Here is a 17,878-nt window from a genome sequence, read left to right as displayed (position 1 = left end):
CTTTAGCGGTGGCTAAGAGCTCATGCTTCTATACCCGAGTCTTGGACGACAGGAAGTCCCAGACCACGTTCGGCGTATCTGGCTGCCAGAACCAGGTGTGGTCTTGCGGAACCTTAACCAGTTGCACATCCTTTTGGCAGCCGTTAAAGCTCAAGCGTTCTGAACCGCCAGCTTCCGGAGTGGACTGGAAGGTCATATCGCAGCGATTTCGCTTCAGATAGCCGCCGAGCACCGTACGCACAGGGAGGTATCCAGCCTCGTGTCGGTCACCGCCCTCATAAGTCATCATCTTGTCGTTAACGCCGTGCATGATGAGGGTATTCATCGGCGCATCGGCACAGTTGACCTCAACCGGGTTGTAGAAGGCACCTGAAACCATAGCTACGGCAGCAAAGGTGTCCTGTGCGTGGCAGCCAAGCACCGAGGTAAAGCCGCCTCCATTAGACATACCCATGGCGTATACGCGGTTTCGATCAACGTGGTAGTCCTTGTCTACCGAATCGAGAATGCGCTTGATAAAGCGGATATCCTCCCCATCGCGCGTCTTAGCATAAGGCGCCGCCTCCCAAGCTCGCTCAAATCCCTCTGGATAGACGATAATGGCCTCGTTATTGGCCTCAGTGGTCTGCATGCGTGCATAGCTGGAGTAGTTCTCCGGGGAATCTCCCCACCCACCAAAGCCGAAGAGAACGGGCGCCGCCTTTTCCGGCGAGTAGTGGTTTGGAATACGCAACAAGTACCTGCGAGTCTTACCCTCATGCTCCATCTCTAGGGACTGCATGGAACCCGGCTTAAACGGCGGGTTGGGATTGATGCTGGTATCAACCATTGCCGGCCGCGGCGCTGGCTCGGGAAGAGATGATCCCTCAGGAACTGGCGCTGCACTGTTATCGCTGCTGCCATTTTCTGCTGGCGCCGGGGTGGACTCCTTAACACCTTCTGGAACTAGGTGGGACCCATCGGGCTGCGGAGTAACGGGCATTGCGTTTTCGGGAGCAGGTACTGGAGCTGGGGCCGGTGCAGGAGCGGGGGTTGGCCCTTCTTGTGCATGGGCAGGCGCAGCACACACAAGCGCAGCGCTAGCCAGCGCAGCAGCGAGGATCAGGTATAGGGAACGATAAAGAAACTTAGTAACACTAGCCACAAGGTTAAAATTAACCACATTATTCACTTGATTCACTGTTTACACGCCCAGTGCACACTCAATTCTGTAAGAAAAGCCCAAGGCACTAAGCTAGATCCCCATGCACGAAGACAGACCAAGCACCGCCCCCGATTTTTTGCTTTCGCGAGCAACGGGGTCTGTCCGTACCCAAGGTGCGCGCCACACTTTCAATGACACCGACGCGGCGATTTCTGCCCTGCGCAGCAAGGATGTTGACATGGTCGTCGGTGCGATTCCGTTCGACTCTGACACGCCCGCCGCGCTAACGGTGCCGGAGGCCATCATCCGCGAAGAGGGTCCGCTGGAACCGCACGCCTACTACCGCAATAAGAGTTTGAGCTCCCGCGTGGTTGGCTTCGATCCAGAGCCCGAGGAGCACCTGCGCCGAGTTGAAGCGGCCATCGGCACGATCGAAACCTCCAAACTGGAAAAGGTGGTTTTGGCCCGCGCCGTAGATATCGAATTCCCTGAGGCTATTGATCCGCGCCTCGTGGCGGCTCGCCTTATCGACCTTTCCGCCAACCGCGATGGCTTCATTGCCGATCTCTCCCCCGCTGGGCGGCCGAGCGCGATGCTGGTTGGTTCTTCTCCAGAAGTTTTGGTCAAGCGTCAGGGCTCGACCGTTTCTGCTTTCCCCTTGGCCGGATCGTCACCGCGCCGCAGCGCAGCGGCCGAGGATCACATCGCAGGACAAGATCTCTTGCATTCCGCCAAGGATCTCCATGAGCATTCCTTCGTAGTGGAACACCTGCGCCGGGTCCTGAGCCCACTGTGCGAAAGGCTAGACATTCCGGATACCCCGCAACTTATTAGCACCAATGAGATGTGGCACCTTGGCACGCCGATTTCCGGAACGCTCAAGGATAAAGGCTTGACCGCTCTTGAGCTTGCCCTGGCGACACACCCCACACCGGCCATCTGTGGCACCCCTGCAGAGGCCGCCCAAGCCCTCATCGAGACTGCAGAAACCGACCGTGGATTCTACGCCGGAGCGGTCGGTTGGTGTGATAGCTCCGGCGACGGCGAGTACATGGTCGCCATCCGCTGCGCAGAAGTGGCCGGCGATGGTCTTTCCGCGCGCGCGTGGGCGGGCGGCGGCATCGTAGGCGATTCCGACGCCCAGGCTGAACTGGAAGAAACCACGGCCAAGCTGCGCACCATTTTGAAGGCGCTTAGCCTCTAAGCTGCACACTTGGCGACGAGCACAACATCGCTTTGGTGGTGCGCCCCCGCGCCTTCAGTCAAGTGGCGTTCACGACGAGTTAGCTCGACCGTTTCCAGCTCGCGCAGGTTTTCCGCGAGCCATTCCGGCATCGCTGCCTCTGCCGACTCCATATCGTGATGGACATAGAGCAGTGTTCCGCCTGGAGCCACCAATCGCTCTAGCTTTTCCACCTCTTCTGGCGTGGCGCGTACCCCGCCATAGTGGACGCTGACCAAGTCAAAGGGCTCATGGCTAAAGTCACTAAACGTTGCGACCTGCGCCGCGACACCGCGGGCCCTAGTGCGTGCGACGGCAGTCGGGGCGAAATCAATGCCCAACACATCCCAGCCGTGGTTCTTTAGCCAGAGCGCATCCGCGCCTTCTCCACACCCGATATCAAGGGCAGTACCAGGGGTCAGCTTCGCAGCATAATCAACAAGGGTCTCATTGGGATTGCCCGACCACACCCGTTCAGAACTCTGGTAGCGTTCCTCCATTTCCTCGGAGGTGGGTACGCAGGCGCGGTGTTCTTGGTGGCTCGGGTTATGCACGGTGGATGGTATTGCGCAGGGTGCCGAGGCCCGGGATCTCGATTTCGATGGTGTCACCTGGGACCATAGGAGCGGTGCCAGCCGGGGAGCCGGTGGTGATGACATCGCCGGGCAGCAAGGTATAGGCAGCGGAGATCTCCTCCAAAATGCCGCCCATCTTCACGATCATCTGGTCAGTATTGGAATCCTGCTTTTGCTCGCGAGAACCCTCGTGCGTCAGATAAGCATTAATCTTCTGATCGTCTAGATTCAAGCTGTCCAGATCGGTTTCGATCCACGGGCCGAGCGGGCAGAAGGTGTCAATACCCTTGGCCCGAGCCCATTGACCATCCTTAAACTGCAGGTCGCGGGAGGAAACGTCGTTACAGATGGTGTATCCCAGCACGTGGTCTTTCCAGTTCTCGGCCTTGATGTTTTTCGACGGCTTAGAAATGACCACGGCAAGCTCGCCTTCAAACTCGACGTTGGTGGCGTAGTCCGGAATCTTGATTGCAGCATCCGGGCCAATGACCGCGGTAGATGGCTTGATGAAGATGGTGGGAGGAAGGCTATCAGCAGACTTTTTGAAAACCTCGGCAACGTGGTCCGCATAGTTGCGTCCAAGCGCTACCACCTTGGTGGGAAGGGTCGGCGCCAAGAGGCGAACCTCGTTAAGCTTCCACTCGCGGCCGGTTGGCTCCGGTGGGGTGAAGGGCGTGCCGGCAATTTCCTTTGCTACGAGCTCTTCCATTGGGGCATCTTTTGGCCCATCGATAATGGCGAAACAGATTCCTTCGGGGTGTGCAATTCGTCCTAAACGCATAGCGGTAATCCTACTCAATAGCCACCTTCACATGTGTGCAAAGGATACGGTGTTAATTAGTTAATTTGAGTAAATTTCCTTTGCCCTTTACTCACCGTTACTAACCCCGGTGCCGACTACGCCAGGAAACGCTGGGCACTTGGGGCGTCGGCAAGCGCCCAGCGCAAGAAGCCCGCTCTATTCGACGAGAAGCTGGGCGATTCGGTCACCGACTTCGACGGTCTTTACCGGCCCGTCGCCGCGGTGCGCAACATCTTGTGCCACAGCATCCTCAATCCGCCGGGCGTTGGACTCATCTCCCACGTGGCGAAGCAGCATGGCGGCGGACAAGATTGCCGCTGTTGGGTCCGCAATCCCCTTACCCGCAATATCCGGCGCAGAACCATGCACCGGCTCAAACATCGAGGGATTCGCGCCAGAGGCATCGATGTTTCCGGAGGCAGCAAGGCCAATGCCGCCAGTTACCGCGCCCGCCAAATCGGTGAGAATGTCTCCAAAAAGGTTATCGGTGACAATGACGTCATAGCGCGCCGGATCGGTCACCATATAAATGGTCGCTGCATCAATATGCTGGTAATCTACACGAACCTCTGGAAACTCGGCGGCGACTTCATCAACAGTGCGTTGCCACAACCCACCAGCATTGACCAAGACATTAGTCTTGTGCACCAAGGTTAGAAGCTTGCGGCGCTGCGCTGCCCGCGCAAACGCATCGCGCACCACACGCTCCACACCGAAACGAGTATTTTGCGATACCTCGCTGGCCACCTCGTGCTCAGTTCCCTCTCGCAAGGTACCGCCGTTTCCGCAGTACAACCCCTCGGTACCTTCGCGCACCACAACGAAATCGATATCGCCCGGTTCAGCGAGCGGCGAGGAAGCGGTGGGATAGAGCTTGGACGGGCGCAGGTTCACGTGATGATCCAGCGCAAACCGCATCTTAAGCAACAGCCCTCGCTCCAGCACGCCTGGTGGCACCTCACCTGGGGCGCCGATCGCCCCCAACAGGATCGCATCGTGTTCGCGCAGACTCTTCAAGTCAGCGTCCGTGAGAAGCTCCCCATTGCGCAGATAACGGCGCGCGCCGAGATCATAATCAGTGGTCTCGATATCGGAGCGAACGGCTCGCAGCACCTTGAGCGCCTCGGCCGTCACTTCTGGCCCAATTCCGTCGCCGCCAATCACCGCAAGTTTCATTATGTAGGATTCCTTTCTCACAGAGTGGATATGGACTTACCCTACCAAAAGAAACCCGCGCGGCGCAGGAAATTACCTAACACCACGCGGGTTGAGACTCTGTTGCAGTCCGCAGCCTTATGCTTCCATGTCCAGCTGTTCGCATTCAGCTCCCAAGGCCGCATTAATGTCGGCGATGAGATGCTCTGGCACCTCGGCCTCCACGCGCAGAATCAGCACAGCATCAGATTCCTGTTTACCGTGCGTAAGAGCGGCTGCCACGATGTTGATTCCCGCAGCACCCAACTTGGTTCCTACCGTCCCCAATGCACCTGGGGCGTCCGCGTAGCGGAAGAAAAGGTTGCGGCCGGTAGCACGCATATCTACGCCGCGGCCGTTGATGCGAATAAACTTTTCGGTTCCATCGATGCCGATAAGTGCGCCGGTGAGCGAGGAGCTCTCGCCATCGGCACCGATAACCTTTACCTGCAGGGAAGAGCGGTGCCCCTTGGACTCCGTATTAGTAGTTACTTCCACCTCTACCCCGCGACTATTTGCAATCTGCATTGCATTGACAAAGGTCACCGGCTCCGAAGTAACGCCGCTAAACAGGCCTCGGACAGCAGAAAGTCCTAGCACTTCTACGTCTTCGGTAGACAACTCGCCGCAGGCCTCCACTTCAACGGCAACGGGGGCCTGACCCAAAAGGCGGCCAGCAGTAAGTCCTAGCTTGCGGGCGAGGTCCAACCAACCAGCAACCTCTTCTCCCACTGTCCCGCCAGAGACGTTGACAGCATCCGGCACAAACTCTCCTTCGAGAGCCTTCAAGACCGACTCCGCTACATCTGTTCCCGCACGGTCCTGGGCCTCTACAGTGGATGCGCCTAGGTGCGGGGACACGGTGACTTGCGGCAGCTTAAAGAGCGGAGAATCAGTGCACGGTTCCGTGGAATAAACGTCAAAGCCCGCACCTCGATGATGTCCCGACTCGATAGACTCAGCCAGGGCCGCCTCGTCTACCAAACCGCCTCGCGCTGCGTTAATGAGAATCTGTCCTCGCTTCGCCTTGGCCAAAAGTTCTCTATCAAACATTCCTGCAGTCTCGGGAGTCTTTGGCAGGTGAATGGTCACGAAATCGGAACGCGACATCAGTTCTTCCAGCTCAACCAATTCCACGCCCAGCGCCGCCGCGCGAGCCGGGTTGGCATAGGGATCGTGCGCGACAATGGTCGCCTCAAAGGACTTCAGACGCTGGGCAAAGAGCTGGCCAATGTGTCCGAAGCCGACAATGCCGATGGTCTTTCCGTAGACCTCTACGCCCTTGAAAGAAGAGCGCTTCCACTCCCCTTCGCGCAGGGACTGGTCGGCCGCTGGTATCTGGCGCGCCGTCGCTAAGAGCAGGGCAATTGCCTGTTCACACGCAGAGTGAATATTCGATGTTGGCGCATTGACCACCATGACGCCCTTGTCTGTGGCCGTCGGAATATCGACATTGTCCAGTCCCACCCCGGCACGGCCCACAATCTTGAGCTTTGTGGCCGCTTCCAATACCTCTGCATCAACGGTTGTGGCAGAGCGCACCAACAAAGCCTCTGCTTCCGGAACCGCGGCGAGGAGCTCCGCACGGTTCGGTCCATCTACCCAACGAACCTCAACGGAATCCCCCAAGGCCGCAACTGTAGATTGAGCTAATTTATCGGCAATGAGAACTACCGGCTTCGACATATCTTCCTTCGCTTAAGTGAAATGCGGTGCACGCGGGATGTCCGCGTGTCAAGGAAGTGTAGTTCAGTCGGGGTTGCCCTGCTTGATTTTTGCCTTAAATTCTTTCACTCGACCGAATTCCGGCCCCAGGGCCACTAAGGCGCCATCCTCTAGGCCGGCAACAGCGGCCATACTGTGTTTATCCTGCAGCGGATCGGCAGTCGGCATCACCAAAACCCTTCCACCGTAGGCCGCCGCCGTAATGACGTTTGCGATGGGGCTATCTTTAGTTGCAACGATATTCGGCGCCATTTGGCCGTCCCTGCGGGACTGCGCTGGTATGGGGTTCTTCTTTTTCTCATCAGTGCGCGCCTCGCCTTCATACGGCACCCACGCAGGGCGCAGCTCCACTTGGGGAGTCTTATCCAAACGCGCGATATCCTTCACCATCTGTTCTGGGGAAGCAACCACCTTGGAGCCGTACTGGAATGCCGTGAACTCCCCCAATGCTTTATGCGTTCCCGGATCCTTGATCACGTTGAAGTCCCCAGATGTTTCCGTCCACGGCACGTCTCCAATTACCACCAAGCGACTTACCCCTAAGTCCGTGAGCAGCTTATGGATTTCCAAACGCCTATCATCGTCATACTGCACCGCCGGCAAATGCTGGTTTACCGCCAAGGTCGCTGCTCGAAGGGTTGATTTATCATCCCCTGCGAAAAGGACCAGGGAATCCGAGTCTTCAAAAAATAGGCGGCTGGCTTCAATCCCAATGGTGTCATCGACAATGACAAACCTTTGATCAAATTTCGGATCAATGAGCCGATTTTGGTTTTCCGCCTTGGCCTTGTTGAGGTCAATTTCAGACTCGTCCAAATCGGACAAACCACGTTTGACCAGCTTGGATTCTGTGACCGGAGTGCCACAGGCTGATAGCGCTAGTGCAGCAACCAGCACTGTGGCTGCCAAGCGCACAAATTTAGCGATCAAAAGCTTGCGGACCTTCCTCTCCACCACAAAGGTTTGTTTCATCCACATCACGAATAACGGGTTTACCTAAAGCATATTCCACGATGCCCAAGAACCTATGGCGGCGATCCGCAAGGAATTCACGCGGCTGTGATGCGCGCAGATAATCCAGATTCATTTCGTGAGATGCTAGCACCTCATCAAATTGCGCATCTTCCATGATGGACTTGGACTGAACGCGGGGTAGGTAGCGGTTAGGAGCGAAACCGTCGAGCACCACCTCGGTACGCTTGCCCATCGGGGTGTAGTTCATGACTGACTCTGCCAAAACGGGATCAACTCCGTGGCGCTTGCACCAGTTCAGAGGAAACACGGGGAAGAATCCTGGCTTCAGCTCTTCAAACGTATGGCGATTGAAGGCCTTTCCGGTGCGCCAGTCCTTCGCGCCGCGCGCCATGAGAAGGGCGTAAAGGCCATGCCAGACACCGTCTTTGTCATCTACGGAAAGCAGACGAGATTCACGGAAGGTGGCATCGGTGACAGTTTTCGGAGCCTCATCCGTAGCACCGGCTACCCATTCGGTGACCTCATCGACGTCGCGAGCAGCGCGCAGCTGCACCGCAGAAGAACCGTAGAGCTCGCCAAAGACACCACACCAGAACCACTGGTTGATGCGGTCCCACGACTGCTGGGTAGACAGCGCTCCCCCGCGCTTAGCCAATCGGGCGATGATGACTGCCAGGGGAACGATCTGCTCATTAAACGGAACTTGGTCCATGCTAAGGATGCAGCGCTGCGCGAGGAACTCGGAGACTTCGCGGAAAGTAATGCGCAGATCGTTGGCCGCCGACTTGTACTCCGCCAAAGACAACTTCAAAATATCCTCGCGCTGGCCACCGGCACAGCCCTTTTCGCCGGAGACCAGAAGCGATACTGCGGAAAGAAACTCGGTGCGCCCAATTCCGTCCAAGGCTGGGGACTTACGCAGGTCCTTTTCCACATCTTGCCAATCAGTGGCCAAGTGGAAGCTGGGGTCCTCAGAGGCGAAAACGGCAGTAAGAAGATCGAATACATCCATCTGCAGGCCGGCCGAGTTCGCTTGGGCAAAAATCGAGCCGATGCCGGCTCGCTCCGTCTCGCGGGAAAGTCGAATCATTGGCAGGTCATAACCGGACAATGGCCGAATGATGCGATTGTTAAAGGCGGCCAGTTCCGCGCTGTATTCCTGCTTATTCGCCGCAAGTTCAAAAAGCATGCCGACGCCGTCTTCACTCAGCAGAGAGGCCACGGGAATGCACATATTCTCTAGCGCATCTTCGCGCGTTAGGATTTCGCTCTCAATTGCCGGTGCGAAGTGCGAGCAAATCTTGCCGTCTTGATTGACCGCGAAGATGGCGTCATCCGGCATAAGATTGCCGCGTACGGCTGCGCGAATATCGATAAAGAAGCGGCGGTGAATCTTCTTTTTGCGGAAGTCAGTGGTATCTACAAAGCCCTCGCCGTTGAAGCAGTGATACAGGGTGGTCAGGCGCTGCTGCCCGTCTAAAAGGAGCAAGCCGGGGTCGACGCCAGTGTCAGGTGCGCCCGCAAGGGCACGGGGACGAAAGCGCATCTTTTCGTTTCGGGTGTCAAGAGCCATGAGCGCGCCGATGGGATAACCGCGCAGCACGGAAACAATAAGAGATCGAATACGATCTTCATCCCAGGCATAGCTGCGCTGGAAGTCAGGTAACTGGATATCCCCGCGATCAATTCGTGCAAAAAGGTCTTTGAGATCATAGCTTGGCGTCGTAAAACCCATGGCCCTCATCCTACTCCCCGCACCGGAGTTTTACCTGACACAAATAAGGCAAAACCCACGGTAAACATGCCTGTTCACCGTGGGTGTGCGCTACAGACGCCGCCTTTTATTCCTAGGCAGTAGCATCCAGCGGGTTCTTGACCCAGCTCATCAAATCGCGCAGCTTGGTGCCGGTCTTTTCAATTTCGTGCTGCGCAAATTCCTCACGCAGACTCTCCAGCTCCTTGTTGCCGCCTTCAATATTGGCAAGTAGGCGCTTGGTGAAGGTGCCATCCTGGATATCGGACAAGATATCCTTCATGCGCTGCTTTGCATCGGCATCGATTACGCGAGGGCCAGAAATGTAGCCGCCAAACTCGGCGGTATCAGATACCGAGTAGTTCATGTTGGCGATGCCGCCCTCAAACATCAGGTCCACGATGAGCTTCATCTCGTGCAGCACCTCAAAGTAGGCCATTTCTGGCTCGTAGCCAGCCTCAGTCAGGACCTCGAAGCCGGTGCGAATCAGGAACTCTACGCCACCACACAGGACAGCCTGCTCACCAAAGAGGTCAGTAACCGTCTCTGCTTCGAAGGTCGTCGGGATAACGCCGGCACGCGCACCACCGATGGCTGCGGCATAAGACAGAGTCAGATCGTGGCCTTCGCCCTTAGGATCCTGTTCGGTCGCAATCAGACACGGAACACCCTTGCCATCAACGAACTGACGGCGAACCAGATGGCCAGGCCCCTTTGGTGCAACCATGCCAACGGTGACATTGGCTTGCGGTTCAATCAGCTTAAAGTGGATATTCAAGCCGTGCCCAAACAGCAGCGCATTGCCGTCTTCCAAGTTGGGGGCAATTTCATCTTCAAAGATCTGCTTCTGAGAGGTATCTGGTGCCAACAGCATGATTACATCCGCCCACTTGGCAGCCTCTGCAACGGTCTTGACCGCAAAGCCTGCCTCCTCAGCCTTTTCGGCCGACTTGGAGCCTTCACGCAGGCCGATTACAACCTCGACGCCGGAATCGCGCAGGTTCTGCGAGTGCGCGTGCCCCTGGGAGCCGTAGCCAATAACGGCTACCTTGCGACCCTGAATGATAGACAGATCTGCATCATCGTCGTAGAAAGTTTCAATAGCCATGTCGTAGTCCTCAATTCTGTAGTGATTGTAAGTTCAATGAATCAACGTCCCACCTAACACTGTACCACCCTATGAGACGCTATGCCCATATTATGGGATTTAATTTCGTGGAGGAGCCATCGCCTTGGGACCACGCCCCAAGGCCACGTCACCAGACTGCACCAGCTCGAGCACACCGAATGGCTCCAGGACATCGAGAAGCGCCGCTAGCTTTCCAGGGGTGCCAGTAGCCTCCACCACCACTGATTCTTGTGCCACGTCTACCACGCGGGCACGGAAGATATTGACGGCATCGACCACCTGCGGCCGGTTGGCATTATTTGCAGCCACCTTAACCAGCATCAGGGCTCGCGCCACGGTCGAATCCGCTTCGAGCTCCACCACCTTGATGACCGGCACGATCTTGTTGAGCTGCTTGGTCACTTGCTCCATAATCCTTTCGGAAGCATCGACCACGATGGTCAGCCGGTTAATCCCCGGATTTTCCGTTTGGGCAGAAACCAGCGAAATGATGCTGTACCCACGCCGGGAAAACATGCCGGTCACGCGCGACAAAATTCCCTCTACGTCTTCTACCAGGACCGACAGGGTATGCCGGGAAACGTCACTGGGGGCCATGCCTATACCTCCTGGATAGTCTCGTCGATATCGGCAGGAGTTTCTGCTGCCGATTCATTTTCATCAAACAGCGGGCGCAAGCCGCGGGCATATTGAATTTCTTCGTTAGACGCCCCACCGCCGATCATGGGCCAGACTTGAGCATCCTCACCAACAATGAAGTCAATGACCACGGGGCGGTCAGTGATTGCGCGGGCCCGTTCAATGGCCGGCACCACTTCTTCCTCACAGGTGACACGGATGGCCTCGCATCCTAGCGCCTCTGCCAAGCGGACAAAGTCCGGGGTATAGACATCTCGTTCTCGCAGCTTGGTATTGGAATAGTTCTCGTTAAAGAACAGTGTCTGCCACTGACGGACCATGCCGAGGTTGCCGTTATTAATGACAGCAACCTTAAACGGAAAGCCCTCCAATGCCGCAGTGGTGAGCTCCTGGTTGGTCATCTGGAAGCAACCGTCACCGTCAATCGCCCACACCTCCTTATCCGGGCATGCTGCCTTGGCACCGAGGGCCGCCGGGACGGCATAGCCCATAGTTCCGGCACCACCGGAGTTGATCCAGGAGCGTGGGTGTTCAAAGTTAATGAACTGTGCCGACCACATCTGGTGCTGACCCACACCGGCACAGTAGATAGCCTCAGGACCGACGGTTTCACTCAGCTTTTCCAACACAAATTGGGGATTGAGCTGCCCATCCGGAGTGGGATCATAGCCACGAGGGAACCGTTCCTTAAGCCCATCGAGGTAGTCCCGCCATGGGCCTACTTCCGGAGAATTCACCGCAGAGTTCTTGCGGTACTCCTTTAAGAGGCCTGCCAATACCTTGCGCGCATCACCCACGATTGGCACGGCAACCTCGCGGATTTTCCCAATCTCAGCCGGGTCAATATCAGCATGAATTACCTGAGCCTCAGGGGCAAAGGTGGAGGTATCACCGGTTACTCGATCATCAAATCGCGCACCGATAGTAATCAGCAGGTCAGCTCGCTGCATGGCCGCAACCGCAGGGACGGTGCCATGCATGCCCGGCATGCCCATATGCAGCGGATGAGATTCCGGAAAGGCCCCCAAAGCCATGAGCGTAGTCACGACGGGGATTCCGGTACATTCCGCAAACTCGCGCAGTTCCTTTGCCGCCTCCGCCTTGATGACACCACCGCCGGCATAGATGACTGGCTTTTCTGCCTGCACAATGAGCTCAATCGCTTGCGCGATCTGGCGATGGTGGGGCTTGGTCGTCGGTTTATATCCAGGCAGATCAAACGTAGACGGGAAGGAATATTCCAATTCACCGTTTTGCACGTCCTTTGGGATATCCACCAAGACCGGGCCCGGACGGCCCGTAGAAGCCAGATGGAATGCGGCTGCAATGGCAGCTGGAATCTGGCTCGGCTCCGTCACGATGTAGTTGTGCTTGGTAATCGGCATCGTCACGCCGCGGATATCGGCCTCTTGGAAGGCATCGGTTCCCAAGAGATTGCTGCCCACCTGGCCGGTGATGGCAACGATGGGAACGGAGTCCAGGTTGGCGTCGGCTAGCGCTGTCACTAAGTTGGTCGCACCCGGCCCGGAGGTGGCAATGCATACGCCCACCTTGCCGGAAGCTTGGGCGTAGCCTTCGGCGGCGTGACCGGCACCCTGTTCATGGCGGGTGAGCACATGGCGCAGCTTGGTCGAGGTGTGCAAAGCATCGTAGAGAGGAAGCACAGCACCGCCTGGAATGCCGAAGACGAGATCGGTTCCCAAGTCTTCGAGAGTGCGGACAATGGCGTGGGCACCACTCATCCGCTCCGGAGCGTGGGCGCGTGAGGCTGCAGCCACCGAAGCGGGCGTGGGCGAAGTTGTCGTAACCACGGTTAATGTGCTCCTTGGAATGGTCTATTACGGGTCCTGATCATCATTGGCACCGGCTCCAGATATGAACAAAGCCCCCGCGGTCTTGTCTGTCTGCGGGGGCGAAATGCGTCGACGTCATCGGTCGTCGCGGTCACCACCGCGTTGGTACTACCTGAAGTCGAATAATGATCATGGACATGACTATACACTGATAGGTATTGCGCACGTGCCGATTACCCCCTTTTGGGATCACATTCCCACGTGATGGGACACGCCTGAAAATAGGTTCGCTCTTGCCCGCCTAAGTGAATTAGGCTTGCACACTATGACTCCACCACCTAAGGACAACAAACCTCGTCAGTCCACCACCCAGGCAGAGGTTTTCAAGCCATCCCGCGACCATATCTTGGGCATCCTCATCCTGTCCGCCATTGCTCTGCTGAGCATCGGATGGGCCCCCAAATACCTCGCATGGCTGTTCATAATCCCCATCCTCGGATTGTGGTGGGTCATAAAATCCCGTACCAAAGTCTCCGAATCTGGAATCGCCATCTCTTACGCATTCCGGAAAAATATCCAGATCGCATGGGACGATTTTGCCGGAATCGGCTTCCAACGCGCCCGCGCCTTCGCCCGCACCAAGGCCGGCGCGGAGCACAGCCTGCCCGGCGTTACCTTTAACTCGCTCCCGCGACTTTCGGAGGCCTCCCGCGGCCGCATCCCTGACGCCCTTACCCAGGGCCGTGAAGCGGCAGATGACAAGGTGGTCATTGTCCACCGTGACGGCCAACAAGTCCTCCTCAGCAAAGAAGAGTATGAGGACTACCTCGAGCGCCACCCCGAGCTCAAGCCTTCGGCCGAAAACTAAATACGCCGCCTACATCCCCCCCACACATCCTTGAAGGAATGGTGACTGAAAACCATGTTCCCGCTGCGTTCAAAAGTAACTACCGTCGGCCGCCAAGCCTCTGGCGCCCGCGCCCTCTGGCGGGCCACCGGCACCAAGGAAAATGACTTTGGCAAACCGATCGTCGCCATCGCCAACTCCTACACCCAATTCGTCCCCGGCCACGTACACCTTAAAAACGTTGGCGATATCGTCGCCGACGCCGTGCGCGCGGCCGGCGGCGTACCCAAGGAATTCAATACCATCGCCGTCGATGATGGCATCGCCATGGGACACAGCGGCATGCTCTACTCGCTGCCTTCGCGCGAAATCATCTCCGATTCCATCGAGTACATGGCCAATGCCCACACTGCCGACGCCCTGGTATGTATCTCTAATTGCGATAAAATCACCCCGGGCATGCTCAATGCGGCGCTGCGCCTGAACATTCCCACTATCTTCGTCTCTGGTGGACCGATGGAGGCCGGCAAAGCCGTCGTGGTTGATGGCGTCGCCCACGCCCCCACCGACCTCATCACCGCCATTACCGCCTCGGCCAACGACGCGGTATCTGATGAAGACTTAACCCAGGTAGAGGAATCCGCCTGCCCCACCTGCGGCTCCTGTTCTGGCATGTTTACCGCCAATTCCATGAACTGCCTGACCGAGGCACTCGGCTTGGCACTGCCTGGCAACGGCACCACCCTGGCTACCCACACGGCCCGCCGCAGCCTATTTGAAAAGGCTGGCTCCACCATCGTCGATATGTGCCGCCGCTATTACGGCGAGGAGGACGAATCCGTTCTCCCCCGCAATATCGCCACCAAGGAAGCCTTCACCAACGCCATGGCGCTAGACATGGCCATGGGCGGATCCACCAACACCATCCTGCATACGCTCGCAGCCGCACAGGAGGGCGAGGTGGATTTCACCCTCGATGATATTAATGACATCTCCTACCGCGTGCCCTGCCTGTCCAAGGTCGCACCCAATGGCACCTACCACATTGAGGATGTCCACCGGGCCGGCGGTATCCCCGCTATCTTAGGAGAGCTTCGCCGCGCCGGGCACTTGAACCTGAAGGTGCATACGGCGCTATATGACAACGCCGAGCAGTGGCTCGATGACTGGGATATCCGCAACCCGCACGCCACCGATGAGGCTCGCGAACTGTACTACGCCGCGCCGGGCGGTGTGCGCACTACCGAACCATTTTCCCAATCCAACCGCTGGGACGAGCTCGATACTGACGCCGCTAATGGCTGCATTCACGACGCCGATCACGCCTTTTCTTCCGATGGCGGCCTGGTTGTCCTACGCGGAAACCTGGCTCCAGACGGGGCCATCGTGAAGGCAGCGGGCGTTGAAGAAGAGCTGTGGACCTTCTCTGGACCCGCCCGTGTGGTCGAATCCCAGGAGGAAGCCGTATCGATAATCCTGAATAAGGAAGTCCAACCCGGCGACGTAGTGGTCATTCGCTATGAGGGCCCGTCCGGCGGCCCGGGCATGCAGGAAATGCTCCACCCAACCTCCTTCCTGAAAGGCGCCGGATTGGGCAAGGCATGCGCCTTGATTACCGACGGCCGCTTTTCCGGCGGCACCTCCGGCCTTTCCATCGGCCACATCTCCCCCGAGGCGGCCCACCAGGGCCTTATCGGGCTCATCGAAAATGGCGACACCATCACCATCGACATCCACGAGCGCCAACTCACCCTGGATGTGGACGAGGACGTGCTGAAGCGCCGCCGCGCCGCCCAGGAACAGCGCGAGCAACCGTGGACTCCAGTGAACCGCAACCGCCCCATCACCAAGGCACTGCGTGCGTATGCAGCCATGGCCACCTCTGCCGATCGCGGCGCGGTGCGCGTGGTCGATGGCCATGTGAATTAGCCAGGATTAACTGCTAAATCCCTGTGAGCCTCGGTGGGGTGCACGCCCGTTTACCTGCAGATCGCATAAAGTGTACTGCGATGAAACTCGCGCGCACCCCATTTTTCCGTTATGCCTTAGCTCTGCTGGGCCTCATTTTTGGTGCCAGGAAGGTTGTTCAAGACACCCGCATCACGGACTTTCCCATTGACATGGTGGTCTACCGCGAGGGTGTCAAGGCCTTCCTTGAGCACCGCTCCGTCTATAGCGAACCCATGTTAGCCGGGGACATTGAACTTCCCTTCATTTATCCACCCTTTGGCGCGCTCGTCATGGTTCCGCTCACGGCCTTTGACGGCATTGACCACGATATGGCGGGCGACATCATGGTCGTCCTGTCCGATCTGCTCCTGCTCGTCTGCCTCTACTTTGTCTTCAAGGCGGTGCTGAAGAAGCCGGAGTTCCTCTTACCCATTACCGCCATTGCCTGGGCCATTGCCTTGCGCTTTGAGCCGGTTGACCTCAACAATGGTTTTGCGCAGATCAATATCGTGGTGATGACGCTGGTTATCCTCGACCTGGTTCCACGCAAGCGCTTCTTGCCCCAAGGTATCTTGATTGGCCTAGCCGCCGCTATCAAAATTACCCCGCTGGCAATGCTGCTCTACTTCCTCATGCGCAAGGAGTGGAAGCAGATTGCCACGGCTTTCCTCTCCGCGGTCGCTGCCACTCTCCTTGCCGCAGCCTTCCGCTGGGACGCATTCGTGGAGTTCTTCAGCTCTAAATTGCTCGATATGGGCTCTGGCGGCGACTTCGGCGTCGCAACCGAGTACCAGTCCAATAGTTCCCTCAAGGGAGCCATTCAGCGCATGTATTCCTCTACGGAAGCCATGGACGCCAATGGACTGACCATCAACCTTGCGTGGCTCGCAGCTTCCCTTGTGGTTATTGCCTTTGCTGCGTGGCTTATCAAGCGACTGTGCGAGGAGCATCTGCTTGTCGACGCCCAATTGGTCACCGCCCTCACCCTCCTCCTCATCTCCCCTGTTTCCTGGTCGCACCACTGGGTATGGCTCACGCTCATCATCCCGGTCTTTGTCTACCGCGCCTGGACCTGGCTGCCGTCAGGTTGGGCTGCGGGCAGCCTCCTGACCGTCCTTATCGCCTGGGCAGCCATGCTGCTGACCGTCCCTCCTAAGTGGTGGTGGGGCGATCAAGTCGATGTCCACGCCATGGAGCGCTACCAGAAGTTCTGGGTGGATGACTTCGTATGGCTAACCATACTGACCGTCGCACTTTACGCAGCCGCGTTCTATGCCTCCCGGCGCATTACTCGGAACACGAGTACCGCTACTCCTGCCCCGCTAGCGTCTTAAGCGCTGCAAGGTGCGAATCGAATGCGGCCTTACCTTTAGCCGTGAGCGTCACCCATACCGTGTCCTTGCCACGCGAGGACCCGTACTCGCGAAAGCGGCTGATATACCCCTCTTTTTCCAGTGCGCTTAGCTGCTTAGACAGCGTGGCATCAGACTGATTCACCTTGTCCCGAATCGCCGCAAAGCGCATCTCCTTGTTGATGGCGCCTTCCACTGCCCCAGCCGCGTTGAGCACCGCACAAATTTTAAACCGATTAAGCGGATGGATTACTGGGTCGAGTTCACTCATCGCCGCTCGCCTTTTTGCTACTTGCATTGTTACGGGTGGACAGATCCATTGCCCCTGACTGCAACGCCCAAAATGCCGCGATTCCCCAGAAAGTGAAAACCACCACTGCCGCAATCAAATGTCCTTCAAGAAATGTAATTAAAAAAATGGGGCAGAATAGGACAAAGAAACCTACGTAATACTTTTTGTCCGCCTGCGGCTGTTCCAACGGATCCTGACGGTAGCTTGGGCGCACATCCCTTCGGCTAGCAACCATCCACCCCACTGCTCCAACAATGATCACGATGGCAGCAATAAGAATCCAAATCGAAGCCCCCGCTCCCCACTGACTCAAGGCCACATAACCGCCCGCCCCACAAACAGAGAAGCAAGCATTGAGAAACGTCTTCGACTGATTTGTCGATCCGTTCTCCACTTCCTCATTGAAGGACAGTGCCTCGTGCACACTTTCGTCCATGTTCCTCGTTCCTCTCACCTTCGACGTTTCGTTGTTTTCCACTTTAGAAA

The 17,878-nt window shown here is 57.2% G+C and carries 16 protein-coding genes; 4 read left to right on the top strand and 12 right to left on the bottom strand.

What is annotated here, in order from left to right; genetic code table 11:
• Positions 1–28: 28 nt before the first annotated feature.
• Entirely contained in the window at positions 29–982 is a 954-nt protein-coding gene (locus MHY22_RS03060; protein WP_239278015.1) for a PHB depolymerase family esterase, read from the bottom strand.
• 262 nt (positions 983–1,244) lie between these two features.
• Here MHY22_RS03060 and MHY22_RS03055 point away from each other — a divergent pair, with 262 nt between their 5' ends.
• Positions 1,245–2,348: an isochorismate synthase MenF gene (locus tag MHY22_RS03055; protein ID WP_239278014.1), complete on the top strand. Its 1,104-nt coding sequence runs from the start codon at positions 1,245–1,247 to the stop codon at positions 2,346–2,348.
• Here MHY22_RS03055 and MHY22_RS03050 read toward each other — a convergent pair.
• The 9 genes from MHY22_RS03050 to MHY22_RS03010 all read right to left on the bottom strand — a co-directional run bounded on the left by MHY22_RS03050 (position 2,345) and on the right by MHY22_RS03010 (position 12,969).
• Positions 2,345–2,866: a bifunctional 2-polyprenyl-6-hydroxyphenol methylase/3-demethylubiquinol 3-O-methyltransferase UbiG gene (locus tag MHY22_RS03050; protein WP_255717982.1), complete on the bottom strand. Its 522-nt coding sequence runs from the start codon at positions 2,864–2,866 to the stop codon at positions 2,345–2,347. The genes MHY22_RS03055 and MHY22_RS03050 overlap by 4 nt on opposite strands.
• A gap of 46 nt (positions 2,867–2,912) precedes the next feature.
• Complete coding sequence (locus MHY22_RS03045) at positions 2,913–3,722, bottom strand: fumarylacetoacetate hydrolase family protein (protein ID WP_005327736.1); 810 nt, start codon at positions 3,720–3,722, stop codon at positions 2,913–2,915.
• A 177-nt stretch (positions 3,723–3,899) separates the two neighbouring features.
• Positions 3,900–4,919 (bottom strand): 3-isopropylmalate dehydrogenase, encoded by a 1,020-nt coding sequence (locus MHY22_RS03040; RefSeq protein ID WP_239278012.1) that lies wholly within the window; start codon positions 4,917–4,919, stop codon positions 3,900–3,902.
• Between the two features lie 117 nt (positions 4,920–5,036).
• Positions 5,037–6,623, bottom strand: a complete 1,587-nt coding sequence (serA, locus tag MHY22_RS03035) for a phosphoglycerate dehydrogenase (protein ID WP_239278011.1) — start codon at positions 6,621–6,623, stop codon at positions 5,037–5,039.
• Positions 6,624–6,686: 63 nt separating this feature from the next.
• On the bottom strand, positions 6,687–7,634 hold the full coding sequence (locus tag MHY22_RS03030; RefSeq protein ID WP_239278010.1) for a hypothetical protein: 948 nt from the start codon (positions 7,632–7,634) through the stop codon (positions 6,687–6,689).
• Positions 7,582–9,372: a DUF262 domain-containing protein gene (locus tag MHY22_RS03025; protein ID WP_239278009.1), complete on the bottom strand. Its 1,791-nt coding sequence runs from the start codon at positions 9,370–9,372 to the stop codon at positions 7,582–7,584. Before MHY22_RS03025 ends, MHY22_RS03030 begins: the two co-directional genes overlap by 53 nt.
• 112 nt (positions 9,373–9,484) lie before the next feature.
• Positions 9,485–10,498 (bottom strand): ketol-acid reductoisomerase, encoded by a 1,014-nt coding sequence (gene ilvC / locus MHY22_RS03020; protein ID WP_239278007.1) that lies wholly within the window; start codon positions 10,496–10,498, stop codon positions 9,485–9,487.
• A 99-nt stretch (positions 10,499–10,597) separates the two neighbouring features.
• On the bottom strand, positions 10,598–11,116 hold the full coding sequence (gene ilvN, locus MHY22_RS03015; protein ID WP_005327728.1) for an acetolactate synthase small subunit: 519 nt from the start codon (positions 11,114–11,116) through the stop codon (positions 10,598–10,600).
• 2 nt (positions 11,117–11,118) lie between these two features.
• Entirely contained in the window at positions 11,119–12,969 is a 1,851-nt protein-coding gene (locus MHY22_RS03010) for an acetolactate synthase large subunit (RefSeq protein WP_239278005.1), read from the bottom strand.
• A gap of 307 nt (positions 12,970–13,276) precedes the next feature.
• Here MHY22_RS03010 and MHY22_RS03005 point away from each other — a divergent pair, with 307 nt between their 5' ends.
• The 3 genes from MHY22_RS03005 (at position 13,277) to MHY22_RS02995 (ending at position 17,082) form a co-directional block, all read left to right on the top strand.
• A complete protein-coding gene (locus MHY22_RS03005) occupies positions 13,277–13,819 on the top strand; it encodes a PH domain-containing protein (protein ID WP_198492929.1) in 543 nt (180 codons plus the stop codon).
• A 54-nt stretch (positions 13,820–13,873) separates the two neighbouring features.
• Positions 13,874–15,727, top strand: coding sequence for a dihydroxy-acid dehydratase (gene ilvD / locus MHY22_RS03000; protein ID WP_239278004.1), 1,854 nt, complete (start codon positions 13,874–13,876; stop codon positions 15,725–15,727).
• Positions 15,728–15,807: 80 nt separating this feature from the next.
• The gene (locus tag MHY22_RS02995; RefSeq protein WP_239278003.1) at positions 15,808–17,082 is read left to right on the top strand and encodes a glycosyltransferase family 87 protein; all 1,275 of its coding nucleotides are present in this window, start codon (positions 15,808–15,810) and stop codon (positions 17,080–17,082) included.
• Here MHY22_RS02995 and MHY22_RS02990 read toward each other — a convergent pair.
• On the bottom strand, positions 17,057–17,371 hold the full coding sequence (locus MHY22_RS02990) for a transcriptional regulator (protein WP_239278002.1): 315 nt from the start codon (positions 17,369–17,371) through the stop codon (positions 17,057–17,059). The genes MHY22_RS02995 and MHY22_RS02990 overlap by 26 nt on opposite strands.
• Positions 17,364–17,870 (bottom strand): hypothetical protein, encoded by a 507-nt coding sequence (locus MHY22_RS02985; protein WP_239278001.1) that lies wholly within the window; start codon positions 17,868–17,870, stop codon positions 17,364–17,366. The genes MHY22_RS02990 and MHY22_RS02985 overlap by 8 nt, the downstream gene beginning before the upstream one ends.
• Positions 17,871–17,878: the final 8 nt, after the last annotated feature.

Origin of the sequence: Corynebacterium sp. ACRPO (assembly GCF_022347205.1) — a bacterium.
GTDB lineage: Bacteria > Actinomycetota > Actinomycetes > Mycobacteriales > Mycobacteriaceae > Corynebacterium.
Note: the sequence above shows the minus strand (reverse complement) of the source record. Positions and strands in the feature narration are given on the sequence as shown.

What these genes read in the sequence shown, in the direction of transcription:
- MHY22_RS03005 (WP_198492929.1), top strand. Translation starts at nt 13,277, where the DNA reads ATGACTCCACCACCTAAGGACAACAAACCTCGTCAGTCCACCACCCAG.
- MHY22_RS02990 (WP_239278002.1), bottom strand. Translation starts at nt 17,371, where the DNA reads ATGAGTGAACTCGACCCAGTAATCCATCCGCTTAATCGGTTTAAAATT.
- ilvD (WP_239278004.1), top strand. Translation starts at nt 13,874, where the DNA reads ATGTTCCCGCTGCGTTCAAAAGTAACTACCGTCGGCCGCCAAGCCTCT.
- MHY22_RS03045 (WP_005327736.1), bottom strand. Translation starts at nt 3,722, where the DNA reads ATGCGTTTAGGACGAATTGCACACCCCGAAGGAATCTGTTTCGCCATT.
- MHY22_RS03025 (WP_239278009.1), bottom strand. Translation starts at nt 9,372, where the DNA reads ATGGGTTTTACGACGCCAAGCTATGATCTCAAAGACCTTTTTGCACGA.
- MHY22_RS03060 (WP_239278015.1), bottom strand. Translation starts at nt 982, where the DNA reads ATGCCCGTTACTCCGCAGCCCGATGGGTCCCACCTAGTTCCAGAAGGT.
- ilvN (WP_005327728.1), bottom strand. Translation starts at nt 11,116, where the DNA reads ATGGCCCCCAGTGACGTTTCCCGGCATACCCTGTCGGTCCTGGTAGAA.
- MHY22_RS03040 (WP_239278012.1), bottom strand. Translation starts at nt 4,919, where the DNA reads ATGAAACTTGCGGTGATTGGCGGCGACGGAATTGGGCCAGAAGTGACG.
- MHY22_RS02995 (WP_239278003.1), top strand. Translation starts at nt 15,808, where the DNA reads ATGAAACTCGCGCGCACCCCATTTTTCCGTTATGCCTTAGCTCTGCTG.
- MHY22_RS03030 (WP_239278010.1), bottom strand. Translation starts at nt 7,634, where the DNA reads ATGAAACAAACCTTTGTGGTGGAGAGGAAGGTCCGCAAGCTTTTGATC.
- serA (WP_239278011.1), bottom strand. Translation starts at nt 6,623, where the DNA reads ATGTCGAAGCCGGTAGTTCTCATTGCCGATAAATTAGCTCAATCTACA.
- ilvC (WP_239278007.1), bottom strand. Translation starts at nt 10,498, where the DNA reads ATGGCTATTGAAACTTTCTACGACGATGATGCAGATCTGTCTATCATT.
- MHY22_RS03050 (WP_255717982.1), bottom strand. Translation starts at nt 2,866, where the DNA reads ATGGAGGAACGCTACCAGAGTTCTGAACGGGTGTGGTCGGGCAATCCC.
- MHY22_RS03055 (WP_239278014.1), top strand. Translation starts at nt 1,245, where the DNA reads ATGCACGAAGACAGACCAAGCACCGCCCCCGATTTTTTGCTTTCGCGA.